The 23,863-nt window shown below is 66.6% G+C and carries 25 protein-coding genes; 11 read left to right on the plus strand and 14 right to left on the minus strand.

Annotated elements, in window-relative coordinates; translation table 11 throughout:
• The 7 genes from mdcC to JQ566_RS04195 are packed head-to-tail and all read left to right on the plus strand — an operon-like array spanning position 1 to position 5,390.
• Positions 1 to 318, plus strand: a complete 318-nt coding sequence (gene mdcC / locus JQ566_RS04165; RefSeq protein ID WP_212370367.1) for a malonate decarboxylase acyl carrier protein — start codon at positions 1 to 3, stop codon at positions 316 to 318.
• Positions 315 to 1,253, plus strand: a complete 939-nt coding sequence (locus JQ566_RS04170; protein WP_212370369.1) for a biotin-independent malonate decarboxylase subunit beta — start codon at positions 315 to 317, stop codon at positions 1,251 to 1,253. The genes mdcC and JQ566_RS04170 overlap by 4 nt, the downstream gene beginning before the upstream one ends.
• Entirely contained in the window at positions 1,240 to 1,962 is a 723-nt protein-coding gene (gene mdcE / locus JQ566_RS04175; protein WP_212370371.1) for a biotin-independent malonate decarboxylase subunit gamma, read from the plus strand. Before JQ566_RS04170 ends, mdcE begins: the two co-directional genes overlap by 14 nt.
• Positions 1,937 to 2,617 carry a malonate decarboxylase holo-[acyl-carrier-protein] synthase gene (mdcG, locus tag JQ566_RS04180; protein ID WP_212370373.1) on the plus strand — a complete coding sequence of 227 codons (681 nt, stop codon included), beginning with the start codon at positions 1,937 to 1,939 and terminating at the stop codon, positions 2,615 to 2,617. Before mdcE ends, mdcG begins: the two co-directional genes overlap by 26 nt.
• Entirely contained in the window at positions 2,614 to 3,495 is an 882-nt protein-coding gene (gene mdcB / locus JQ566_RS04185) for a triphosphoribosyl-dephospho-CoA synthase MdcB (RefSeq protein WP_212370375.1), read from the plus strand. Before mdcG ends, mdcB begins: the two co-directional genes overlap by 4 nt.
• Entirely contained in the window at positions 3,492 to 4,442 is a 951-nt protein-coding gene (locus tag JQ566_RS04190; protein WP_212370376.1) for an AEC family transporter, read from the plus strand. The genes mdcB and JQ566_RS04190 overlap by 4 nt, the downstream gene beginning before the upstream one ends.
• 9 nt (positions 4,443 to 4,451) lie before the next feature.
• Positions 4,452 to 5,390 carry an acyltransferase domain-containing protein gene (locus tag JQ566_RS04195; RefSeq protein ID WP_212370378.1) on the plus strand — a complete coding sequence of 313 codons (939 nt, stop codon included), beginning with the start codon at positions 4,452 to 4,454 and terminating at the stop codon, positions 5,388 to 5,390.
• 326 nt (positions 5,391 to 5,716) lie between these two features.
• Here JQ566_RS04195 and JQ566_RS04200 read toward each other — a convergent pair whose 3' ends face one another.
• The 6 genes from JQ566_RS04200 to JQ566_RS04225 form a co-directional block, all read right to left on the minus strand.
• The gene (locus JQ566_RS04200) at positions 5,717 to 7,000 is read right to left on the minus strand and encodes an HlyD family secretion protein (protein ID WP_212370380.1); all 1,284 of its coding nucleotides are present in this window, start codon (positions 6,998 to 7,000) and stop codon (positions 5,717 to 5,719) included.
• 11 nt (positions 7,001 to 7,011) lie between these two features.
• Positions 7,012 to 7,215 carry a DUF1656 domain-containing protein gene (locus tag JQ566_RS04205; protein ID WP_212370382.1) on the minus strand — a complete coding sequence of 68 codons (204 nt, stop codon included), beginning with the start codon at positions 7,213 to 7,215 and terminating at the stop codon, positions 7,012 to 7,014.
• On the minus strand, positions 7,212 to 9,068 hold the full coding sequence (locus JQ566_RS04210; RefSeq protein ID WP_212370384.1) for an FUSC family protein: 1,857 nt from the start codon (positions 9,066 to 9,068) through the stop codon (positions 7,212 to 7,214). Before JQ566_RS04210 ends, JQ566_RS04205 begins: the two co-directional genes overlap by 4 nt.
• A gap of 170 nt (positions 9,069 to 9,238) precedes the next feature.
• Positions 9,239 to 9,616 carry a response regulator transcription factor gene (locus JQ566_RS04215; protein ID WP_212370386.1) on the minus strand — a complete coding sequence of 126 codons (378 nt, stop codon included), beginning with the start codon at positions 9,614 to 9,616 and terminating at the stop codon, positions 9,239 to 9,241.
• Positions 9,617 to 9,721: 105 nt separating this feature from the next.
• Positions 9,722 to 10,393 carry a response regulator transcription factor gene (locus tag JQ566_RS04220; protein ID WP_212370389.1) on the minus strand — a complete coding sequence of 224 codons (672 nt, stop codon included), beginning with the start codon at positions 10,391 to 10,393 and terminating at the stop codon, positions 9,722 to 9,724.
• A complete protein-coding gene (locus JQ566_RS04225; protein WP_249139183.1) occupies positions 10,390 to 12,267 on the minus strand; it encodes a PAS domain-containing sensor histidine kinase in 1,878 nt (625 codons plus the stop codon). The genes JQ566_RS04220 and JQ566_RS04225 overlap by 4 nt, the downstream gene beginning before the upstream one ends.
• 458 nt (positions 12,268 to 12,725) lie before the next feature.
• Between JQ566_RS04225 and JQ566_RS04230 the strand changes: the two genes are divergently transcribed.
• Positions 12,726 to 13,580 (plus strand): helix-turn-helix domain-containing protein, encoded by an 855-nt coding sequence (locus JQ566_RS04230; protein ID WP_212370392.1) that lies wholly within the window; start codon positions 12,726 to 12,728, stop codon positions 13,578 to 13,580.
• Between the two features lie 11 nt (positions 13,581 to 13,591).
• Positions 13,592 to 13,828 (plus strand): hypothetical protein, encoded by a 237-nt coding sequence (locus JQ566_RS04235; protein ID WP_249139184.1) that lies wholly within the window; start codon positions 13,592 to 13,594, stop codon positions 13,826 to 13,828.
• A 40-nt stretch (positions 13,829 to 13,868) separates the two neighbouring features.
• On the opposite strand, the gene JQ566_RS04240 is transcribed toward JQ566_RS04235, so the two are convergent.
• Positions 13,869 to 15,236, minus strand: a complete 1,368-nt coding sequence (locus JQ566_RS04240) for an amidase (protein ID WP_212370396.1) — start codon at positions 15,234 to 15,236, stop codon at positions 13,869 to 13,871.
• Positions 15,217 to 16,425: an MFS transporter gene (locus JQ566_RS04245; RefSeq protein WP_212370398.1), complete on the minus strand. Its 1,209-nt coding sequence runs from the start codon at positions 16,423 to 16,425 to the stop codon at positions 15,217 to 15,219. Before JQ566_RS04245 ends, JQ566_RS04240 begins: the two co-directional genes overlap by 20 nt.
• Positions 16,426 to 16,451: 26 nt before the next feature.
• Here JQ566_RS04245 and JQ566_RS04250 point away from each other — a divergent pair, with 26 nt between their 5' ends.
• Positions 16,452 to 16,787 carry a hydroxyisourate hydrolase gene (locus JQ566_RS04250; RefSeq protein WP_212371494.1) on the plus strand — a complete coding sequence of 112 codons (336 nt, stop codon included), beginning with the start codon at positions 16,452 to 16,454 and terminating at the stop codon, positions 16,785 to 16,787.
• Positions 16,788 to 16,884: 97 nt separating this feature from the next.
• Here the strand turns inward: JQ566_RS04250 and JQ566_RS04255 are convergent, their stop codons facing one another.
• Genes JQ566_RS04255 through JQ566_RS04270 form a run of 4 tightly spaced genes read right to left on the minus strand, consistent with a single transcriptional unit; the run spans position 16,885 to position 20,754 of the window.
• Positions 16,885 to 17,700, minus strand: a complete 816-nt coding sequence (locus JQ566_RS04255; RefSeq protein WP_183241641.1) for an ABC transporter permease — start codon at positions 17,698 to 17,700, stop codon at positions 16,885 to 16,887.
• Positions 17,700 to 18,563: an ABC transporter permease gene (locus JQ566_RS04260; protein WP_212370400.1), complete on the minus strand. Its 864-nt coding sequence runs from the start codon at positions 18,561 to 18,563 to the stop codon at positions 17,700 to 17,702. Before JQ566_RS04260 ends, JQ566_RS04255 begins: the two co-directional genes overlap by 1 nt.
• 19 nt (positions 18,564 to 18,582) lie before the next feature.
• A complete protein-coding gene (locus JQ566_RS04265; RefSeq protein WP_212370402.1) occupies positions 18,583 to 19,629 on the minus strand; it encodes an ABC transporter substrate-binding protein in 1,047 nt (348 codons plus the stop codon).
• Between the two features lie 30 nt (positions 19,630 to 19,659).
• Positions 19,660 to 20,754, minus strand: a complete 1,095-nt coding sequence (locus JQ566_RS04270) for an ABC transporter ATP-binding protein (protein ID WP_212370404.1) — start codon at positions 20,752 to 20,754, stop codon at positions 19,660 to 19,662.
• An 88-nt stretch (positions 20,755 to 20,842) separates the two neighbouring features.
• Here JQ566_RS04270 and JQ566_RS04275 point away from each other — a divergent pair, with 88 nt between their 5' ends.
• On the plus strand, positions 20,843 to 22,231 hold the full coding sequence (locus tag JQ566_RS04275) for an amidase (RefSeq protein ID WP_212370406.1): 1,389 nt from the start codon (positions 20,843 to 20,845) through the stop codon (positions 22,229 to 22,231).
• Here the strand turns inward: JQ566_RS04275 and JQ566_RS04280 are convergent, their stop codons facing one another.
• Together JQ566_RS04280 and JQ566_RS04285 are read right to left on the minus strand one after the other, a co-directional pair.
• Positions 22,232 to 22,981, minus strand: a complete 750-nt coding sequence (locus tag JQ566_RS04280; RefSeq protein WP_212371495.1) for an aspartate/glutamate racemase family protein — start codon at positions 22,979 to 22,981, stop codon at positions 22,232 to 22,234.
• Positions 22,982 to 22,983: 2 nt separating this feature from the next.
• Positions 22,984 to 23,763: a GntR family transcriptional regulator gene (locus JQ566_RS04285; RefSeq protein ID WP_212371496.1), complete on the minus strand. Its 780-nt coding sequence runs from the start codon at positions 23,761 to 23,763 to the stop codon at positions 22,984 to 22,986.
• Positions 23,764 to 23,863 lie beyond the last annotated feature (100 nt).

Genomic DNA, 23,863 nt, shown 5'->3' on the forward strand with positions numbered 1-23,863 from the left:
ATGGAAGATCTGAGGTTTCAGCACAGGGTTCGCGCACGGGCCGGCGGCACCAGGCGGAGCGCAATCGTCGGCGTGGTCGCCTCGGGCAATCTGGAAGTCCTTGTGGAGCGCATCCTGCCGGATGCGGAATGCGCCGTCGACATCAAGACCGCGGCAATTGGCTTCGGCGAGGTGTGGACCGCCGTGATCGGGGATTTCGTCGAGCGCTATTCGCCCGGCGGGCTGAAATTCTCGATCAATGACGGCGGCGCGCGCCCCGATACGGTCTCGCTCCGGCTGGCGCAGGCGGTGCGATTGATCGCGGAGAACGGCCAATGACCGCGCCGCTGAAGGACATCACGCCGGCCGAGCGCGCCCGCAGCACCAGCTTCTACGAGGCGTCGGCCCGCACCCGGCTGGAGCTGCTGCTCGATGCCGGCAGCCTCATTGAGTTCATCGGGCCGGAGCAGCGCGAGGTCAGTCCTCACTTGAAGATTTTCGATCTTCCCGAGCAGTTCGACGACGGCATCGTCGTCGGTCGCGGCCGCCTCGACGGCTCGCCGGTGTTCGCCGCCGCTCAGGAGGGACGTTTCATGGGCGGCGCCTTCGGCGAGGTGCATGGCGCCAAGCTGACCGGATTGCTCCGTGCCGCGCGCCAGATCGGCTCGATCCCCGTCCTGATCCTGTTCGACACCGGCGGCGTGCGGTTGCAGGAAGCCAATGCCGGCGAGCTCGCCATCGCCGAGATCATGCGGGCGGTGATGGAGGCGCGCAGCGCCGGCGTCAAGGTGATCGGCCTGATCGGCGGCAGGTCCGGATGCTATGGCGGCGGCGGATTGATCGCCGGCTGCTGCTCGGCGCTCGCCGTCTCGGAGCCCGGGCGCATCGCAGTGTCGGGCCCCGAAGTGATCGAGACCAATCGCGGTGTCGAAGAGTTCGACTCCCGCGACCGCGCGCTGGTCTGGCGTACCATGGGCGGCAAGCATCGCCGGCTGCTCGGCGCTGCCGACGTCTTCGCCGACGACAATGTGCAGGATTTTCGCGAGGCCGCGCTGGAGCTGCTGGGGCTGGTCGGACCTTTCGGCCTCGACGCCTTGAAGGCGGAGCAGGAGCGGCTTGCCGACCGGTTGCGCCGCTTCGGCGCCTGCTCCGATGCCGTCGACATCTGGACGACGGAAGGCATCGCGCATGCCGAGACGGTTCCGGAGCTGCCGGCCGATCAGTTCATTGCGCTCGCCGACAGGATCGGGAGGACCAGCCGTGACGCTCGATGACATTCTCACCTCGCTCTTCCCTGACGGACATGGGGTCCGGAACGACAACGGCGTCCTTCTCGGCTCGGCGACGCTCCGATCCGGCGACAGCATGCTCGTCCTCGGGGTCGCGGACCGGACCGCGCTGGGTGTTGACGAGGCGATCAAATTGTCCGGCCACGTCGTCAAGTCGATCGGCCGGGACTCGGGGGCGATCCTGGTGCTTGTCGACAGCGACAGCCAGCGCATGAGCAAGCGCGACGAGTTGCTCGGGCTGAACGAATTCCTCGCGCATCTGGCCAAGGTATTGATCCACGCGGACATGAACGGTCGCCCGACCATCGGCCTTCTCTATGGTCACTCGGCGGCGGGCGCGCTGCTCGCGACGGGACTTGCGACCCGGGTGCTGATCGGGCTGCCCGGCGCCGATCCTGCGGTGATGGACCTGCCGTCGATGGCGAAGGTCACCAAGCTGTCGATGGAGGCGCTGGAAGAGAAGGCGAGGTCGACGCCGGTGTTCGCGCCGGGCCTGTCCAATCTCGCGCAGATGGGCGCCGTTCACATGACATGGAGCCATGCCGATCCGCTCGCCGATCAGCTGGAGGCGCTGCTGGCCGACATGCCGGCCGCGCGGGACGGGCGGGATGCGCTCGGCAAGGCGCGTGGCGGCCGACTCAAGGCCGCCGAGATCGCGGAGCGTGTTCGTGACCTGGCCCTGCAAGCACGCTGAGCGTCCACCGGGTCGTCACGACCTCGTCTTCGTCAGCCCGGCAGGGTGGCGCGCGATGCTGGACGCGCGCGGCGATCTCGCAACGGATGCGCTGGTCGCGCGCTGGTCCAAAATGCGATGGCCGACGATCAGACGCCGCGCCTTGCCAGGCGAGGCAAACGGCCTCGCTTTGGGCCTGCCCTTGCCGCCCTCGGCCGGCAAGAGGCGGATCTCCCTCCAGGTTGATAGCGACCACGTCACCTCCGTCGCGAGGCCGCTGTTGCTGCGGCAGGCGCGGGCTTACGCGCCGCGCAACTGGTGGGCGACGCTCGACCGGCTCGACGCGCTGGCGCGTTGCCATGCGGTGAACGCGCGCGTCTTAGGCAGCCTGGCCTGGCAGTCGCTGACCGGGCTCGATTACGTGACCACTCGTTCCGACCTCGATGTCCTGTTCGAGTTTCGAGCCGAGACCGACATCGATCGCTTCGTCGCCGATGTCGTCTCGATCGAGACCGATGCGCCGATGCGGCTTGATGGCGAGCTGATGGGCGCCGACGGCGCTGCAGTCAACTGGCGCGAATTCCACAGCGGCGCGAGCGAGCTTCTGGTCAAGAGCATCGAGCGCGTGGCCCTGCTCGGCAGGCATCAATTCATTTCGGGAGCGATGGCATCATGATCGCCACAGCCGCAAGAGGCGTGGAACGGACGACGCTGCGCCGGGCGCAGATCGCGCCCGATGTCTCCGCCATCGGTGCTGTCGCCGCTGATTGCCTCGTCAAGGAGCTCGAAACCTGGCCGAAGCCGGGGCTCGTGAGCCACGTCGACAACGGCAGTCACGACGATATGGATGCGGGCACGTTTCGCCGCAGCGCTGCGGCGATCAGGCCCTATCTGCAACGCCTGGCCGATGCGGGCGCGCTCGGTTGCGGCATGGGGCGGCTGCGGATCATCGGCCTCGAGGCGGAGGGCGCCATGTTCGCGGCAACGTCGGGGATCAACACGCATCGTGGCGCGATCTTCGGGCTCGGGCTGCTGTGCGCGGCGGCCGGCGCGAGAGCCGGCGGACTGGTCGATCCCCGGCTTCCGCTTGGCGACGTCGTGACGCGTCTGTGGGGCGACAGCATCCTCGACGGTCCGGTGCTGCTGCACAGCCATGGCAGCGCGGCCCGCCGCCGCTTTCGCGCCGGCGGTGCGCGTATCGAGGCTGCGACAGGATTTCCGAGTATCTACAGAATCGGCTTGACCGCCTTGCGGAGAGCAATGTCTGTCGTGCCGCAAGATGCGGAAGCCGCCCGGGTCGAGGCGTGCTTTGCCCTGATCGCCTCCGTCGAAGACACCAACCTCCTGCATCGCGGTGGGCTCGACGGCCTTCGCTTTGCGCATGATGCAGCGCGCCGCTTCATCGCTTCAGGCGGCGTCTGCGTGTCCGGCTGGCGCGCACGCGCGCAATCGATCCATGACAGCTTCATCGCCCGCCGTCTCAGTCCGGGGGGATCGGCCGATCTGCTTGCCATGACGCTCTTCGTCGACGCCCATGAGAGGCCGACCTCATGACGTCGAATGTCATCCTGATTGCGCTGGTGCCGGTGTTCTTCGTCCTGTTGCTCGGCTTCGTCGCAGGCAAGGCCCGCATCGTCGACAACAGTCACGTCGAAGGTCTCAATGCACTCGTGATGGATTTCGCCCTGCCGGCCTCGCTGTTCGCCGCGACCGCATCGGCTCCGCGCAATGGGATCACCGAGCAAGCTCCGGTCTTCCTGGTGTTCGGCGTGACGATACTGGTCATCTATGTCGGCTGGTACTGGTTCGAGCGCACGTTCTTTGCGGTGACGAGGTCCGACGCATCGGTGCAGGCCTTGACGGTCGGTTTCCCAAATCTTGCCGGTGTCGGTCTGCCGATCCTGTCGACCGTACTCGGGCCGACCGGCGTCGTCCCGGTCGCCGTCGCACTGGCAACCGGCTCGATCCTCGTCAGCCCCTTGACCCTCGTGATCGTGGAGATGAGCGCCGCCAAGACCCACGGCGCCGATGCGCCGTCGCAGCCGGTTCTGACGGCGGTGCGGCGCGCGCTCGCCAAGCCCGTGGTGTGGGCACCCGCGCTTGGCATTGTGCTCTCGTTGTTCGATCTGAACCTCGATGCACTTGTCCACGCCTGCCTCACCCTGATCGGGAACGCGGCTGCAGGCGTTGCCCTGTTCCTCACCGGTCTCGTTCTGTCCGCCCAGTCGCTCCGCCTGGACTGGAGAGTGATTGTCGCAACGGGAGCTGCCGACATCATACGTCCGCTGCTGGCGGCGGCGATCGTCTACGGCTTGCATCTTGCGCCTGATGCCGCAAACACGGCGATTCTGCTCGCGGCATTGCCCTCGGGCTTCTTCGGCATCCTGTTCGCAGTCAATTACCGGCTGGACTCCGCGACGATCGGCTCCATGGTCATTGCCAGCACCGGTTTCAGCGTCGTGACCCTCGCGATTGCGATCGCGATGCTCTCTCCCCATTAGGTCGCAGCCATGACACTTGCGATCCTGTGCTCGGGACAAGGCAGGCAGCATCGGGACATGTTCGCCCTCACGGGCGATGCGCCGGAAGCTGCGCGCCTGTTTGCGCACGCGGCGACATTGCTCGGTGGCGGGGATCCGCGCGAATTCGTGCGCCGCGAATCCGACGAGGCCCTGCACCGCAATCGCGCCGGCCAGATTCTGTGTACCTTGCAGGCGCTCGCCGCGGCGTCCGCGCTCGGCGACGCCATTCCGCGTGGCGCTATCATTGCCGGCTACAGCGTCGGCGAGGTCGCCGCCTGGGGCGTCTGCGGCCTCTTTGAGGCGACCGTCACGCTCGACCTCGTGGCGCGCCGGGCGGAGGCCATGGATGCAGCGACGCGCGTCGGCGATGGACTGGTCTTCGTCCGCGGTCTATCGCGCGAGCAGGCCGATCGCCTTTGCGAACGCCACGGCGCAGCGATTGCCATCGTCAATCCGGGCGATGCCTTTGTCATCGGCGGTGACCGGGAGGCGCTGGGCCAGATCGCCGCAGAGGCGCGGGCGATGCACGGCGCAAGGGTCATCGCCTTGCCGGTTGAGGTTGCCTCTCACACCGAACGGCTCGCTGGAGCGTCTGTCGCATTTCGCGAAGCCTTGCGCCTGACGCCGGTGCTATTCCCGCCAAGCGCCGCGGCGCGCATTCTGAGCGGGGTCGATGCCGCTCCGGTCGTTTCGCGCGAGACTGGTCTCGACAAACTGGCCGCGCAGATTTCGCAAACCGTGCAATGGGCAGATTGCCTGCAAGCCTGTGTCGAAGCGGGGGCGACGGGGTTTCTCGAGCTCGGGCCGGGACATGCGCTGAGCGGCATGGCTGCGGACATCGCGCCCGGACTTCCGGCGCGCTCGCTGGATGATTTCAGGAGCCTGCAGGGCGTGCGCAGCTGGCTTACGGGTCATATCAGTCCCTAAAGCCGGCAAGCGCCGAACAGTCGATGCGCTCGATCGCGCGTTGTGCTGTGTAAAAAAGGGGGCCGTCCCTTGGGGGAGGACGGCCCCTGAATGCTCGTATGCCCAGGGAGGAGGGAGGCTCGAGCGGTGACTTGGGGGTCTCAGTCACTTAACATGCACACCATCGTCGATCCCGCAGCCGAAGTATTTCACGAACCCCCGCTGTTTCTCATTTCGCATGATTGACGAGAAGCCCGTGCGCGGCACACGGGATCTGCTGCGATGGTGCGCGCGGACGGGACGAGACACATGGTGCGTCTCGTCCAGGTGGGGCGGCCTGGCCTGCTTCAGGGCAAGCGTGGCGAGGCGTCGATGCCGGGTGTCAGCCCGGGTGCGAGCTTCTCTGCCGGCGGAACCGCGGGCTCGCGCGCATAGGGAAGTGCTTCCACTTCGGGTCGTTGCTGCGATGTCGCCTGCAGGCAGTTCGCACGAGGCGGCGGACCCACGCCGAACAAATCGGAGACTGGATCGACGAAGTTCTCGCGGAGCCGGTCGAGCCAGGTCTGGCCCCCGCCCGCGGAAGGCTGCCGGATCGTCACCGTCGCCGTCATGCCGGAGACGAGCGGCACATCGGGTGGCACGGTGTCGATGGCGAGGCGAACCGGTACGCGCTGCGCGAGCCGCACCCAGGTGTAAATCGGATCCACGTTGGGCAGGCCCTGTGTGCCGGCGGCGGCGTTCGACGCGCTGATGCCGCGTGTCACGGTCTTCACATGTCCCAGTATCGGCTTGGAATAACCGACCAGTTGTGCTTCGGCACGATCGCCGACGCAGACCCGCGCCATCTTGGTTTCCTCGAAATAGCCGTCGATCCAGAAACTGTCGGAGTCGATCACGGAAACGTTGCTGATGCCGGTGACGGCATAGTTTCCCGCGCGCAGCAGGAGGTTGGTGACGTAGCCGTCGACGGGACTGACCACGCTGGTGCGCTTCAGGTTCAGCTCCGCCTGTGCGAGCTGGTGCGCCGCAGCCTCGTAGGCAGCTTTTGCCTGCGCCGCATTGCCTGCATAGATCTGCTGTTCTTCGGGCGTCGTTGCAAGATTGGACAGATGCTGCCGGCGGTCGAACTCGGCCTGCTTTACCACGAGATCCGCAGCCCGCTGGTCGACCAATGCCTTGTCGATGCGGACGGCCACCTCGAAGTCGAACGGATCGATCACGTAGAGGACGTCGCCCTTGTGGACGAACTGATTGTCGGCCACCCGCAGCTCCACGATCTTGCCCGCAACCTGCGGCGCGACGTTGGCGACCTGGACGCGGACGCTGCCGTTCCGCGTCCAGGGGGCGGTGACGTAGTGTTGCCAAGTCGCGGCCGCTATGACGATTGCGACAAGCGCGATGCCGACGGTCGCAAGATGCTTGCCAACACCGCCCATGAAACGACCGACTGCTTCGCGCAGCGACCTCGTGGCGGGCGTCGCCCATGCCGAAGGTCTGAGACTGTCCGGTGCGCGATCGCTGGTGTCGCGCGCCACGGTCTCCGGCGCGTTTGAGCCGTTCACGGCGTCTGTGGCATCGGCTGACGGTTCGCCATAAAGCGGGCCGGCGTCCCGGCGCAAGGTAGCTTCCATGAGATTTCTCCTCAGAAGAACAGTGCGAGCATGCCGAACATCGCCACGTAGAGGCAGAGCTCGGCCAGCGACGGGTTACTGAAAACTCTCGCGAAGCCGACGAAGCGCAGCAACGGGCGAAGCATGAGGAACGCAAGCAGCGCAATTGCCGCATAGGAGACGATGGGAGCAATGAGCACACCACCGACGACGAGCTCCCGATAGGTATTCGTCATGACCGTTCGCCTTGGCTGGGAGACTGTGACGGTTCGAGTGCGCTGCTTGCCGGGATCAGCATGGCAATGGCGGAATTGGCGGACAGGTTGCTCCGCGCTGCGGCCCGGCGCAGCGCCTCGGCAGCCGCGAGGATCGCGGCGCCGTTGCGCTGGGCGAGGGCCTCTCGCGCCTCCTGCGCCACATGGGCGAGCGGCCCCTGTGTCAATCGGTCCAGTTCGGCGCGGCAACGCCGCAAAGTTTCCGCTTGGTCGAAGCAGCGCATCGCTTTGGCCGTGATCTGACCATCGAGCGGCAAGGCGCCGTTTGCAGTCAGAATCTGTTCGATCCGCGCCGCGTCGCGAAACGCGGCTTCTTCCGGCGCGAGGTCTCGAGCGCGTCCGCCGTCGAGGTCCCTCAGCTCGCCATGGGCCTCTCCCAGCAGCAGCCGAACCCGCCGGTCGCCCGACAGCGGGGGCAGCAGCATCTGCGCCGCGAAGACGAGCACCGCCGACAGGCAGGCGAAGAAGCTCGTCACCAGGAACACCTCGGGGTCGTAGCTCTGCGGATTGGTCGGTGCGAGGACGGCGATCGTGAACACCAGGACGAGCCGGCCGAGGGACGACAGCATCGGGTTCGGCAGCGAGATCAGCAGCGCGAGACCGATGACGACAGGCGCAAGACCGATCGCCAGCAGCTGAAACTCGGAGACACCGTTGAAAACGAGGTATTTCAGGATGCCCGCCAGCAAGCAGGCGATCGGCATCGCCGTCATTGTCACCAGCGTGAAGTTCCGAGGCGCAGGCGTCGTGGAGCCGAGGCCGATGATGACCGCGACGAGCGAGAGGCAGAGCTCGGTGCTCGGCCAGCCTGTCAGCACGAAGAAGGCCGAAATCAGCGTGAATGAGATCGCGGCCCGTGCGGCGGTTTCCGCCGCGATGCGGCGCGAGCGATAGAGCGGCGCGCGCCATGCACGATATGGGCGCGTCCCTTCATGCAGCGCATCGAGGCTGCTGCGCACCTCTGCGTTCTTTCGGTTGATCTCGGTCTGAAGCCAGGATCGGGACATTGCTATCAGCCTGGCTGTAGCTGGGGAGGAGGCGGGGAGCGTCGCCAGCATGCGGCCGAGAGAGAGCGCGCTGACGAGATCGACCAGCGCGGAGCGCGCGGCCTCGGCTCTTGCCGTCCCGATGCTCGATTCGGTCGTAAGGCTGGCGATCTCCGGACGCACCGCCGCGATGTCATGCAACAGGCTCGCCGCAGCCGGTGCGGAGGCATGCTCGGCACCCTGCGCGAGGTCCGTGGTGCGGCGGTGCAGCGCCTCGATGCGTCTTGCCAGCATCGGATGGTAGTTCGGCGCGGCCAGAATCTCGTTCACGAGCGCCACCGCAAGGACCCCGATGCCGATGGCGGCGCCGCGCGCGACGCCGGTCGGGAACACCTGCAGCGGCGTGTCGATCTGCTGGATGGCGACGAGGGCGACGGTGATGCAGCACAGCGCGCCCGCATAGGCGCGATTGCCGTCCAGCATAGCGGCAACATAGACGCAGAGCCCGACCCAGATGCCGAGCACTGCGAGCAGGAGACCGTCGGTCTGGGAGAACATGCCCGCGATTGCGATGGATGCCGCAACGCCGATGGCGGTTGCGAGCAGCCGGTAACCTGCCTTTTCCATGCCCTGACCGCGAGTCGGCAGCGCCAGAACGGCAACGGTGAGGGCGGATGACGACGGAGATCCGAGCTCGAGCCAGAAGCTCACATAGAGTGCGAGCAGCATCGCCAGCCATACCCGCAGTGCGAACGCCCACGAGCTCGCCGGAAAGCCGGCGAAGAGCAGGGGGGACGGCGCGGCAGCACTGGTCGCGTTCACGGGCATCGTGCCTCATCCATTTCCGGCAGAGCGTGCCGCCCGGCCGAAGTCGATAAAGTCGATGCCGACTATGAGGTTTGCCCGGCCTGCCGGTATTTCCGGTCCACCAACCCGGTTGCCGGAACGCACGTCTGGTTGATTGAGGACGAGGGGCCGTTGCGCGAGGGACGGACGGGTTACGCCGCCTGGCCGGCCAGCGCCGCTTCAAGACAGCGGATGATCTCGTCGCCGCTGGAAGGCTTGCCAAGGTAGGAATGCGCGCCTGCGGCCATCACGCGCTGGCGCACGGCTTCGCTTGGAAATGCCGTCATGAAGATGATCGGGAAGCGGCGGCCGGCGGCGATCAGCTGTGCCTGCAACTCATCGCCGGTGATGACGGGCATCTGCACGTCGGTGATCATGCATGCCGGATCATCCCCTGGCGCATGCTGCAGGAAGTCCACGCCGGACTCGTAAGCATCGGCCTCGTAGCCCAGCGACCGCACCAGGCTCGCAAGTGAGGTGCGAACGCCTTCATCGTCGTCCACAATCGCAATCACAGGGGGCTGGGCCATTCGCGCACAATCCTGACCGCGTTGTTCCGCAAGGCAAGAGGATATCTCCCGTTGCGCGGCCGATGACGCCTTATGCACCCGGGGGAGGGCCCACCGAAATTATACTCAGGTTTGGTCCGTAGACCTGCGGGTTTGGGAAACTCCGAGCGCCTCGGCCTTGCGAACGAGGTCGGCCAGTGACCTAACCCCCATCTTGCGCATGACGTTCCCGCGGTGGATTTTGACCGTGATCTCGCTGAGGCCGATCAGGGCCGCCACCTGCTTGTTCATCAGGCCGGCGGTGACATGGCCCATCACCTCGCGCTCGCGCGCCGTCAGGGTCTCGTACTGGGCGCGAATGTCCTCCTTGGCCGCGGATTCGGCACGGTGCTGCGCATCGCGCTCGAGCGCCGCCGTCACGGCGTCAAGCATGTCCTGGTCACGGAACGGCTTGGAGAGGAAGTCGACGGCGCCGGCCTTCATGGCTCGCACCGACATCGGAATGTCCCCGTGGCCGGTCATGAAGATGATGGGATAGCTGATGCCCTGCCGGACGAGCTGGCTCTGCAGGTCCAGCCCGCTCACGCCCGGAAGGCGGACGTCCAGCACGATGCAGCCGGGGCCCTCGGGCAGCGAGCCGCCGAGCAATTCGGCCGGCGAGCCGAACAGGCGCGTCTGGAGGCCGACGGATCGGAACAGGCTGTCGAGCGAGGCGCGGATGCCTTCGTCGTCGTCGACGATAATCACGACTGCGCTGGAGGGGTGGGCCGGTGGCTGCGCCTGGTTTGGTCGTGTCATGGCAAGGCGTGTTCTTGGCTGAGTGGCAATGTCAGGCGGAATGTCGTTCCCGAGCCCGGAGTGCTCGCCACCGACAATCGGCCCCCGTGAGCTTCCACCGTGGTCCGGCAGATCGCAAGCCCGATGCCCATTCCGCCATCCTTGGTCGTGAAGAACGGATCAAACAGGCGCGGCAGGTCGTCAGGCTGGATGCCCGGGCCGCTGTCCCGCACCGTGATCCCGAGGGTTTCGCCGTCCTCGCTGCCGGCACGCAGCTTGATGGTGCGGGGACCGGGCTGGCCGGACATGGCCTGGCCGGCATTGATCAGAAGATTGACCAGGACCTGTTGCAGCTGAACCCGGTCGCCGCGAATCGGCGGCAGGCCGTGCTGCGACTCGACGGTGAGGGCGACCTCATCCTTGGCGAGCTCGCGCGCGACCAGTGCGGTCGCCTCCTCGATGATCTCGCCGATTTGCAGAATATCCCGCTGGGGCGGGGCTTTCTTCAGGAAGGTCCGGATGCGGGTCACGATCTCGCTGGCGCGGCGGCCCTGAGCAACGACATGGCCGATCGTCGTCGTAACCTCCTTGAGATCGGGTACGTCGCGCCGCAGCCACCGCAAGCCGGCCTCGCCGCTGGTGACGATTGCCGCCAGCGGCTGGTTCACCTCGTGCGCAATCGATGCGCTGAGCTCGCCGAGGGTGGCGACGCGCGCAGCATGGGCGAGCTCGGCTTGCGCCGCCAGCAGCGCGTCCTGCGCCTGCCGGCGCTCGGTAATGTCGACGACGAAGATGAGCACGTTGTGATCTTCGTCGGATCGAGGCGGAAAGGTGATCGTGAACAGCACGGGCACCTTGCGTCCGTCGAGCCGCACGAGCTCGGTCTCCCCTTCGTGAAACCGCTCTCCTTCCGCGAATGCCACCAGCGCGTCGAGGAAGCTGCGATCGTTCCCGCCCAGCAGCTTGTCCACGTTCTGGATGAAGGCCGCGGAGCTGCTTGCAGCCGCCATCTTCTGCAGGGCAGGATTGACGTCGATGATCCTGGCAAGCCCGCGGGCCTGCCGGACGAAATCGGGGTTTCGTGCCAGATGATCGCGCAGGTCCGCCCCTCGGATCGGTAGCGAATCCAGCGCGGTCCGCAATCCGCTCCAGTCTTCCTCGACGACGCCGATCCGGCTTGCGTCGAACATTCGGCGGTATCGCTGCTCGCTCTGCACCAGCGCGCTGTGCGCCGCCACGCGGTCCGTGACATCGGTGTGTGTTTCGAGCACGCCAACGGGCTTGCCGAGATGGTCGCGCTGCAGGGCCCATCGGGCATCGACGGCGAGTGTGGCGCCGGGCTTCGTTCGTTGCTCCACCCTGCCTTCCCACCGCCCGGTATCGAGCAGACTGGCCTCGATGACTTCCCGGCGGTCGGGATAGCTGGTTCGCAGAAGCTTGTCGGCGAGCTGCCCGAGCGCCTCGTCGGCCGACCAGCCGTAGGTCTGTTCCGCGGCCTTGTTCCAGAAGTTGATCACGCCGGCGCGATCGCGGACGAAGATCATGTCGTGCGAGAGGTTGAGCAGGCGCGCCTGCGCCGCCAGGCGATTGGTTGCGGCATGATTCTGGAGCGCAAGCAGCGTGGTGATGGCGATGGCCGCGAGGCTCACCAGGGCACGAAGGGCCGGTGAGGCGATGGGCTCGTGATCATGCGATAACAGATACGCCGCGATCGTCAGGGCGGCGCAGCCGGTCGCGGCGACGATGATGTCGTTGCGCCGGTTCGTCCTCGCCGCAAGCAGGACCGCGATGACATAGAGAACGGCGACCGCGCCCTCGAGCGGCGTCAGCACGTCGATCATGAAGACCGCGATGGCGAGGACGGCGGACCAGAACCGCAAGCCGGCGCGGCTCATGGATGAACCCGTGGGCCGATCAAGGTTCGTCATCGTCGCAGGAGCTTCTTCTCATCGCAGCCGCGTTGATGCCGCGATTTGATCGCGCCCACAATATCCCGCCAGATGATTTTCGTGCTCTCGTGGAAGACTTCGTGGATGGTTGAATCGGCGTGAGCGTCGTCGCGGAGATTCCCCTGCGGAACAAGGCCTATCGGCGATTTCGCCGATCGCGGACGCGTCAACTTACCGCAGGCCGGCGGAGCCGCAGGACTCGAGCTTCGGTCAATGCGGGCAGAGTGTTCCGCTCGCCCTCTTGGGCCGGGATCATACTTACGTATGACGCGGTTAACCCGAGACCTTATCCGTGCACCCGCGCGTAGAATGGAGCGCGCGGATCTCCGAGTTACTCTGCTCCCATCGCATTCGGACACGTCGGCAGGGGTTGCCGGTGCGAAATGGGACAAGGAGGTTCGACGATGTCGCTGCAGATATCATACCCGCAAAATGCCAAGGATCGTGTCGCCGCCGCAATCGACGTCTCATCCATCGACGGCCCGCAGGTGAGGCCATCGGGACGTTCGCCGCGCTCCGGCGATGAGGCCGTGATGCTCTCCCTCGTGCATCTGGATGTTGCGCTGGCCATCGAGCCGCCTGCGCCGGACGTGCGAGGATCTTCCGATGGCGGGCCGAGCTTCAGGGTGTCCGCGAAATGTCTTGCGCACGCATCCGCGGAGTTCGATCGGGAGCCGGGTGGGGCGGGGTTCACGGACCCGGTGATGCGGCGCCTCTCGGATGCACTCGTGGCCACCAAAGCCATGCACCATCCCCATTCCGCCATTCTCGTCGACGCATTGCGTCTGGCCATGCTGACCCGCAAGGCCAGCCGGCGGACGGTGGTCGATCAAAGCCAGTCCGAGCCGGCCGAGAGCGACCGCGACGGGCAGGCCTGCCGGGTGGTGCGGTCGCTGCAAAAATGGCGCCTCAAGCGCGTCATGCAATATATCGACGAGAATCTGGACGCGAAGGTCACCCTGCAGCATCTGGCTGCCGTGGCCGGCCTGAGCCGGATGCACTTCGCCGCGCAGTTCCGGGCGGCCGTCGGCATGCGGCCGCACGACTATTTGCTGAAGCGGCGGATCGAACGCGCTCAGGAATTGCTGTTGCGGGCCGACGCCTCGCTCGTCGACATCGCCTTGACCGTCGGGTTCCAGACGCAGGCGCATTTCACGACCGTGTTCAAGCGCTTTGCCGGCGATACGCCGTATCAATGGAGAAGCGCTCGTCTCGCGCAATTTCAGCCGATGCCGCGCCTGGAAGCGAGGGCGTCATGAGTTGCGTCGGTATGCAGGCCCTGTTGCTGCCGCTGCTTGGCATTCACACGGCGCTGGCGCACCACGAACTCATGGGATGGCTCGAGATCACACGTGTTCTCGGCGCCTCCTATCGCTTCGCCTCCTCGGGATCCGGGTTGGGCGCCCTTTACGGTCGCTTCACCCTGAACTTCTGCAGGATCATCGTTGGAGGTGTTGTGCACCATGCATCGATGGAACGGTCGATGGATGAAGCGGTCCCGAGTTGAATGAGACAGGCACTGGACGAATACCGGTCGACGGCAGGACTTACGTTCGCAAGACGGCCTCGATCTCTTGCGCTGCTGCCAGCAGCAAGCGGTCTTGTCCGCGCGCGGCGATGACCTGAAGGCCGAAGGGAAGCCCGCACCGATCCGTTCCGCACGGAATCGAAATTGCCGGCAGGCGGGCATGATTGACAAAGGGCGTGAACGCCGCGTGGGCACGCGGGCTTGCGGGTTTTCCGCCGATCATGTCCGGGCCGAGCTGCGTCAGCGGCCACGCGACGCATGGGACGGTGGGCGTCAGCAGCAGGTCAATTTCTGTGAAGAAAGCTGCGAAGGCATTGGCGATCGCGGTGCTCGCGAGGAGCGCTGCGGCAACGTCCGCGCCCGACCAGGAGAGACCTCGCTCGACCTGCTTGGCGACATCGGGATCGAAGACAGTCGGATCCTTGCGGAAGGCATCACCATGGAGCGCCGCCAGACCCGCATGCTGAAGCGGCATGATGGCGTCCTCCGTGGCGCCCGCCGGCCAGATGGGATCGCGCTGTGTGATGCGCAAACCTGCGGCGGAAAGCCGGTCGACGGCGGAGGCGAGGCCACTGGCGACCACATCATCAATCGCGACGTCGAGACCAAGGCGCGGCGAGAACGCGATGCGCTGACCGCCGATGTCTTTGGCCTGCTGCGCAACGACGGCAGAATCCGGATCGCGTCCATCGAGGCCGGCCATGGCCTCGAACGCCAGCGCGAAGTCGGCGACGTCGGCAGCGATCGGCGCGATGACTGAGAGGCCGAAGAACGGCTCGGCGAAGCCGAGCCCATAGGGGATTGCGCCGTAAGACGGCTTGAATCCCGCGACGCCGACATGAGCCGGCGGCCTGCGGCTGGAGCCGCCGGCATCGGTGCCGATCGCGAGCGGCACGAGGCCGGCCGCAACCGCTGTGGCCGGGCCGCCCGACGAGCCGCCGGGAGTCAACGCGGGATCGAGCGGATGCCGCGTTGGTCCGAACAGCTGCGAGGTCGTGACGCCCTTGCAGGCGAACTCGGATGTTGCGCCGATGCCGACGACGACGGCACCGGCCTTGCGCAGCCGCTCGATCGCAATGGCATCGCCCGGCGCGATGAAATCGGCGAACAGGCGCGAGCCCTGCGTCACGCGCCAGCCGCCGACCCAGATGTTGTCCTTGACGACGACGGGGACGCCGGCGAGCGGCATCGTCTCGCCGGCACGCAAGCGAGCATCGACCGCGGCGGCATCGGCGAGCGTGCGTTCGGGATCGATCGTGACGACCGCGTTCAAGGCCTTGGCTACCTCGATCCGCGCCAGCGCGGCCTTTGCGGTCTCGACGGCGCTCGCCCGTCCAGCCGCAACGTCGGCAGCGATCTCGCGCGCGCTATTTGTCCGCTCTGTCATGGCCTCCCCAGATCAGTGCCAATGTGCCGCCGAGCGCAAGGCACGCCAAGGCGAAGAAGGCGATGCCGAGGCTGGCCACGCCATCCAGGATCGACACCAGCGCCGGCGCCGCAAGCAGCCCGGCATAGGATGCGGTCAGCACTGCGCCGGTGGTCTCGCCGATCCGCTCCTGCGGGGCGAGGCGGGCGATTTCTGCGATGAAGACGCCGTTCCAGCCCGACGCCGTCAGGCCGAACAATGCGGCAATGATGAATTGCCCGCTGCGGCCGAGCGATGCGCCATTAAGGCCCAGCAGCGCGGCGCAGAAGGCCATGCCAAGGCCGATGACGACGAGCACGGCGCGGGAGGCGTCGAGGCGCATGGCAACATAGCCCCAGCCGAGCCGGCCAATCAGGCCGCCGGCCTGCGCGCAGGCGAGCGCCATGCCGGCCTCGATATGGCTGAGGCCGAGCTCGCGCGTGCCGAGCGTGACGAAGATCGTGTTGAGCGACACCTGCATCGCGCTGAACGGCATCGAGGCCAGCGCCAGCATCGCGATCCGCCGGTCCGCAAGCACCAGCGCGACCCGCGCGCGCAGATCGAGCTTTGGCGGTGGGGCAAGCTTGACGGCGTAGGCCGGCCGCAGCCATTCGAACAGCAGGATCGCGAGCAGCGCGCAGACGCCCACCAACGCATAGCACCAGGCCGGTCCGAGCGAGATTGCGATCGCGGGCAGGGCCAGCGAGCCGCAGACCGCGCCGATCTGGTTGCCGGTCTGGCGCACCGAGAACACGAAGGCACGGCGCTCGGCGATGACGAGCCGGGACAGCAGCGCCGCGCTTGCCGGCGTCTCGGGGCCCATGGCGAGGCCGAGGCAGAGGCCTGCGGCCAGCAGGGCGGCGCTCGTTCCGAGCGAAGCCAGTGCCATGCCGACGACGATGGCTGCCGCGCACAGGCTCGCGATCCGCAGCGAGCCAAGCCGCGCGATGAAGCCGCCGCCCCAGAACGAGGCGGGAATGCCGACCGCAAACACCGCAGATGAGAACATCGAGAGCTGCCAGACCTCGATATGGGCACGCGGCGCGACCACCCCGGGCGCGAACAAGGCCAGCGCGACGAGGGCCTGAAGCGCGGTCATCGCCCCCAAAGCAGGCAACAGGGCCGGCAGTAACGCGGGTGCTGGCCGAGCGGCCGTGTTTCCGTCTACCATGGCGGCGTGCTCATGGGAGGAACATGGTGGCAGGCGGTATTTCCATTCACGCGGTCGATGTTGCGAGCGGGCGCCCGGCGCAGGGGCTGCGCGTCGAGATCTGGCGGATCGATCCGGACTCCTCGCGCATCGCGGAGGGGCGGCTCGGCGCCAATGGCGTGCTCGATCATGCCGTCGCGCAAGGTGCCGGTGTGGCGGCCGGCGAGTACGAGGTGCTGTTTCATCTGGGCGAGTTCTTTGGCGAGCGCGACGGCTTCCTGACCGTGACGCCGTTCCGCTTCCGCATCAAGAACGTTGACGAGCATTTTCATCTGCCGCTGAAATTCACGCGCTGGGGCTATTCGCTGTTCCGCGGTGCCTAAAGCGCGATGAGATTGGGATGAATCGTCATCGCGCTTTAGGTTATTGTTTGAGCATGACCTTTTCGGAAAACCGTTTCGCACTTTTCCGGGTCATGCTTTAGTTGGTCAGCCGCCGCGACAGGCCGGTGACGCGCTCCATGACCGCGACCAGCGCGACGGTCGCTATGATCAGCACGCCCGACAGCGCGGCGATGGTGACATCCAGCTTGCCCTCGAGATCCTGCCACATCCGGATCGGCAGCATGTCGGTCGCGGCATCGCGCAGGAACAGCGAGACCGGCACGTTGTCGAAGGACGACATGAAGGCGATGAAGGCGCCCGCGATGATGCCGGGCCGGATCAGCGGCAGCACGATGCGGCGGAACGTGTAGAGGCGGCTCGCGCCCAGCACCGCCGAGCTTTCGAGCAGGGTCGGCTCGAGCTGGGCGAGCGCTGCGACCGTGTTGCGCACGACATAGGGCACGCAGACCACGGTGTGTCCGATCACCAGCGTCAGCGGCGACACCGGTAGGCCGACCAGCGAGAACAGCATCAGCGCGGCGAGGCCGAAGGCGAGCGCGGGAAGCACCAGCGGCGACATGAAGAGGGAATCGAGCAGCCGCGCCGACAGTGTCCGCGACCGCGAGATCGCGAGCGCCGCGGCGACGCCGAGGGCGACGGACAGGCCGGTCGCCCACAGGGCCACGATCAGGCTGTTCTTGGCGGCGAAGTGCAGCTGCCAGGCATTCCAGAGCTCGGCGTACCAGCGCAGCGAATAGCCCGGCGGCGGGAAGCGCAGCGAGAAGCCGCTGGTGAAGGAGACGATCAGTACCACGAGCGACGGCGCGATGATGATGACAAGCGCGATCACCGCGATCACGGTCATGACGAGCTCGAAGCTGATCGCCTCGAGAGTGCGCTTGCGGCCGCTCATCACGCGCCTCCATAGCCGCGCGACATGCGGCCGAGCGTGGTGAAGACCGAGACGACCGCGAGCACGGCGAGCAGGAAGATGATCGAGATCGCGGATGCAAACGGCCAGTTCTGCAGCGTCGAGGCCTGCTGATAGAGATACATCGGCATGAACAGCATCTGTCCGCCGCCGATCAGCGACTGGGTGATGAAGGCCGTGATCGCGGCGGCATAGGTCAGCGTGCAGCCGGCGATCACGCCGGGCAGCGAGAGCGGCAGCACGATCCGGAAGAAGGTGCGCCAGCTCCCGGCGCCGAGCGAGCAGGAGGCGTCGTCGAGATTGGGATCGATGCGGCCGAGCGCGGTGATCAGCGGCAGCGTCATCAGCGGCATCTGCACCTGCGCCAGCGCGAGCACCACGCCGAACTGGGTGTAAAGCAGCTTCAACGGGGTCTCGATGATGCCGAGCGATTGCAGCGTCGCGTTGATGATGCCCTGGCGCCCGAGGATGACGATCCAGGCGAAGGTGCGCACCACGACGCTGGTCAGAAGCGGCAGCAGCACGATCAGGATGATGATGGTCTGAAGCCTGGGCCCGACCCGTTGATAGAGCCAGGCAATGGGAAAGCCGAGCACGAGACAGACGGCGGTCACCTCGGCGCCGAGCAGCAGCGTCGAGCCGAGCACGCCGAGGCTGAAGGGATCGGTGAGGAAGTGCAGGTATTGGCCGAGCCCCCAATGGAGCCCGGCCGTATCGTTGTGCAGTGAGAGCCAGAGCAGTTGCAGCAGCGGCGCGACGAAGAAGAGCAGGAAGAACAGCGCCAGCGGCGCTGCCAATCCCATTCCGTAGGACGTGACGTCCCGTGATGCCGGTGCTGCGCCCATGGCTTGAACCTTCGAGGTTTTAGATCTTGATCTCGCGGTTGAAGCGCTCGATCCAGGCCGAGCGCTGCTCGTTGATCTTCTTCCAATCCTGGAACACGAACTTCTTCTTCAGCTCGGCCGTGTCCTTGGCCAGCACGCGGGCGATCTCGCCGCCCATCGTCACCTTGGAATTGGTCGGCACGATCAGATAGGGCGGGTTCATGAGCGTGGTCTGCACCTCCGGCGTCAGCGCCGCCTCGATCAGCTTGAAGGCGAGCTCGCGGTTCGGCGAGTTCTTGACGATGTGGATCGTGGTCTTGAAGGCGATGGCGCCTTCCTTCGGGGCCACGAACTCGACCGGCACGCCGCGCGCCTTCAGGATCTGGATGGCGTTGAAATTGCCGGGCGAGATGTCGATCTGGCCCTGCTGGAACAGGGTCGCCAGCGCGCCGGGATTGGCGGCGACCGCGGCGAGATTGGGCTTGAGCTCCTCCAGCGCCTTGAAGCCGGGATCGACATTGGCTTCCGAGCCGCCGCGCATCTTGGCGATCTCGACCAGCCATCCGGTGCCGAGCGTCGAGTTGAGGTTGGTGATGCCGACGCGGCCCTTGAACTCCGGCTTCCAGAGATCGGCCCACGAGGTCGGCGGTGTCTTGACGGCTTCCGGATTGTAGGTGAGGCCGACGACCTGAAAGAACGGGGCGGGGCCCGTCGGCTCCTGCGCCTCGGCGATCAGGTCCTTGTAATAGGCGCTCTTCTCGACCGGATAGGGCTCGACCAGATCCTGGCCGATGGCGACGAGCGCGGGGCCGGGATCGTGCAGCATGACGTCGACCGGCGGATTGGCCTTGGCGGCATTCACCTTCGCGATCTGGTCGACCGAGAGCATGGGATCGAGCACCATTGCGGCGTCCGCGTTGGCTTTGCGGAACGCCGGCACCAGCACGGCCTTGTGCGCTTCCTCCCAGCTACCGGTGAAGGTCGCGAACACCAGCGGGCGGGCCTGGGCGTAACTCAGGCCTGGAAACGCCTTCATGGCGCCGAGTGTGAGCGCCGTGGTCAGCAGGCTTCTGCGATTCATGATCATGTCGAACTCCCCTCTGGACAAAAACTGGATCTAAAGCGTTGCGGGAAAGGCGTTGGCGAGCGATGGGGCGAGCGGCGCAAGGCGCACCGCCGCGCCGTTCTCCAGCGCGCGCGTCTCGCCGATGCGCGCCTGGGAAACCTTGACGCCGGAGCCGTCGGCGGTGGTAACCTCGTGCACGACGGTCGCCCCCAGCGGCAGCGACATGCCGACGACGCCGGCAAAGCCGGTCTCGTCGCCGACGAATTGCAGATGCTCGGGGCGGATGCAGACGGTGACGCGGCCGCCTTCGCTGAGCGCACCGCCGGCCGGCCTTGCGATGATCTCCGCGCCGGCATCGAGCCGCACCTTCGCCGCCGTGCGGTCCGCCGAGACCACGACGCCGGGCATGCGGTTGGTGGAGCCGACGAAGGTGTTGACGAACAGCGTCTGCGGGCGGTCGTAGACGTCCGACGGCGAGCCGAACTGCTCGAGCTTGCCATGGCTCAGCACGGCGACGCGATCTGCCATCGACAGCGCTTCTTCCTGATCGTGCGTCACGATCAGCGTGGTGATGCCGGAGACGCGCTGCAGCCGCTTGACCTCGATCTGCATGTCCAGCCGCAAATTCTTGTCGAGCGCAGCGAAGGGTTCGTCGAGCAGCAGGATCGACGGCTTGATCGCGAGCGCGCGGGCGAGCGCAACGCGCTGCTGCTGGCCGCCGGAGAGCTGCCGCGGCAGCCGCGCGGCCATGGCCGGCAGCTGCACCAGCTCCAGCAGACGCTGTGCCTCGCGCTGTCGCGCGGCCTTGTCGACCCCGCGGGCGGCGAGGCCGTAGGCGACGTTCTCGCTGATCGACAGATGCGGAAACAGCGCGTAGTTCTGGAACACAATGCCGACCGCGCGCTTGTTCGGCGGCAGAGCATCGACGATGTCGTCGCCGATGATGACCCTCCCTTGCGTCTGCGCGATGAAGCCGGCGATGATGCGCAAGAGCGTTGTCTTGCCGCAGCCGGACGGGCCGAGCAGGGCGATGATCTCGCCGCCCTTGATGTCGAGATTGATGTTCTCGACCGCAAGCGCGCCACTTGGATACCGGTGGGTGACCGCGTCGACGACGAGCGATCGGCCGCTTGGCGCATCAGCCATGGTGTTGCCTCCCGTTGCCCCAGAGGAGAAAGCAAGTCTCGTGCCCGCGCCTGTCGCTTTTCGGCGCGCGTTTTGGCATGGTGGTCCGATGAAGACGGATCGATCGATATGCGACCTCACCGCCACAGAGCTTGCGCACGTCATTGCGAGGGGCGAGCTGTCCTCGTGTGAGGCCGTCGAAGCGCATCTGGCGCGGATTGCGAGCCTCAATAGCCAACTGGCGGCGTTCGTGACGGTCGATGCGGACGGCGCCCGCCGCGCAGCGCAGATGTGCGATGCGGCAGCTGCGCCGATCGGCCCGCTGCATGGCGTGCCTGTTGCGGTCAAGGACCTCACCGACACTGCGGGACTTGCGACGACTTACGGATCCGTGCTGTTCCGCGATCACGTCCCGGCCGAGGACGATCTCGTCGTGGCGCGGCTGCGGCGCGCCGGCGCGATCATCTTGGGCAAGACCAACACGCCGGAGTTCGGCTTTGGCGCGGTCTGCACCAACAGATTGTGCGGGCCGACACGCAATCCGTTCGATCCGGCGCTGACCTCCGGCGGATCGTCCGGCGGCTCTGCCGTCGCGGTCGCGGCCGGCATGGTGCCGCTGGCGCACGGCACCGATTTCGGCGGCTCGGTGCGGACGCCCGCCAGCTTCTGCGACGACGCTTCGATCCGGCCGACGCCCGGCCGCATTCCGTCGCCGCGCCGGCCGCTCGGTTGGGACATGCTGGCCACCCACGGTTTCCTGGCACGCAATGTCGACGATCTCGAATTCGCCTTGTCGGTCTGCGCCGGAAGCGATGCGAATGATCCCATCTCGCTCGGTACTGCCGGTGATGATCGATCCATCACCGGCCGGCCCCGGATCGCCGTCACGCCCGATTTCGGTGTGGCGCCGGTTGCACGCGAGGTTCGTGCGCGCTTCGCGGCGGCTTGCGAGGCGCTCGCGCGTGTTGCCGATGTCGTACCGTCCTCGCCCGATTGCGGCGGGGCGATCGAAACCTTCCGCACGCTGCGCGCCGCGCACATCGCGAGCAGCTATGGCGAGTTGCTGAGGACACGACGTGCTGAGCTCACGCCGACGGTGATCTGGAACATCGAGGCCGGCGCAAACCTGTCCACGCAGGACTACCTCGGCGCCGAACGGCGCCGCACCGCGATCTATCGCAGCTTTCGCGAACTGTTCACCCGGACCGATTTCCTGGTCGCGCCGGCCGCGTCCGTCTTGCCCTGGCCGAATGAGATCAGCGATGTCGCGGCCATCGATGGGGCCGCGCTGGAGACGCCGATCGACTATCTCGCCGTCACTTTCATCGTGTCGCTGGTCGGTTTCCCGGTGCTGACCCTGCCGGTGCCGCGCGAGGAGAATGAGCTGCCCTTCGGCATCCAGATCATCGCGCCGCCGGGATGCGAATCCCGCCTGTTTGCCTTCGGCCGTACAATCGAGAACGAACTGGGTTTTTCGCATCGCCGGCCGCCTCTCTGATCAGCTGTCGCGATGCTCGAGCCGGGCGGCAAGCGCGTCGGCAAGACCGATGGTCGGCTTGGCGGCGGGGCGGCGGAACGTGCCCGCTATTGCCTTGCGCAGGCGCAGCGCATGCAGCGCCTCGGCTTGCTTCACCGAGGCGATGACCTGATCGACCACGGGGACGGGGATCCGGTCCGCCACGCGCTCGGCAAGGCCCGAAAGCGGGGCGCCGGCAAAGATCAGTACATCCGCCTCGTCCTCGATGATGGCGCGCCGAGCGAGTTCGACCAGCAGATCCTCCTTCTCGGTGCCGACCTCGGAGATCGCCTGAAAGGGCGTATCGAGCATGCGAATGCCCGCGCAGCGCTCCCACAGCCCGTGGGCTCGGACGCACTCCTCGTACCAGGGACCCAGCGCCTGGGCGAAGGTGACGATGGCAAAACGGCGTCCGGCCATGCAGGCGGTCAGCATCGCCGCTTCCGCCATGCCGACCACGGGAATGTCGAAGGTCTCGCGCGCGGCGAACAGGCCGGGATCGCCGAAGGCCGCGATGATCGCGGCGTCGACCTTTTTGTGCTGCTCGGCCAGCATTTCCAGCGCGATGGCGCCGCCGATCTGCGCCTCAGTGCGCGTCGCGATATAGGGCACGCCGCGGGTCGCAGTGCACGGGATCAGCTCGGTGCCTGCCGAGGCCGCGCGCTGCCCGACTCCCAGCATCAGCTGCGTGACCTCGGTGCTGGTGTTCGGGTTGAGCAGCAGCAGCTTCATGTTCACGCCGCCGTCCGCTTGGTCTGAGAGGCGGCGAGGACTTCGAGCAGCGCCGTGCCGGTGCGCGCGACATGGGCGCCGAGCAGGCGGCCGGCCGCTTCGCCGTCGCGCGCCTCGAGGGCGGCCAGTATATCGGCGTGCTCGTCGACCGAATTGCTCCAGCGCCTGTCGGCCCCGAGCGCGAGATAACGCGCGCGCTCGGCGCGGGAGATCAGTGTCTCGTGCGCCTCGCGCAGCGGCGTGTTGCGGGCCATGCGGACGATGGTGTTGTGGATCTCGCCGTTGATGGCGAAATAGTCGTCGAGCTTGCCGTTGCGGTGATGACCCTCCATCCGGGTCTGCAGCGTGCGCAGGCGGGCGAGATCGCGCTGGGTGGCGCGCTCCGCGGCGAGCTCGGCGGCGAGCCGCTCGATGCCGGCGAGCGCCTCGAACAATTCTGAGATGCCGTCGACCGCGATATCGGCGATGCGCGGGCTGCGGTTGGGGCGAAGCTCGATCAACCCTTCCGCCGCAAGCACCTTCATCGCCTCGCGCAGGGGGGTGCGCGACACGCCGAGCTCCTTCGACAGTCTGGTCTCCTGGGTCTGCGACCCCGGCGGCAGCTCGCCGCGAATGATCATGGTCCGCATCCGCGCGGCGGCGCGCTCATGCAGGCCCATCCGCTTGAGTTTGGGCGACTTTCGTCCCTTTGGCGCTTCCGGTTTTGGCTGCACGCGTGCCTCACTTCTCACCTTGATCTTAGCCGTTTCCGGCCCTTTGGCCTGCCCAAAATACCAGCGTATCTAGCTGAAAACAATGGCATACCGCGCAAATTGTATGCAGCATGCAGAAACTGGATTGCGTTGCGGCGAAGAGCGACGGATGATCCCGCGCGACGCGCGG

Origin of the sequence: Bradyrhizobium sp. SZCCT0231 (assembly GCF_018130245.1) — a bacterium.
GTDB lineage: Bacteria > Pseudomonadota > Alphaproteobacteria > Rhizobiales > Xanthobacteraceae > Bradyrhizobium > Bradyrhizobium japonicum_F.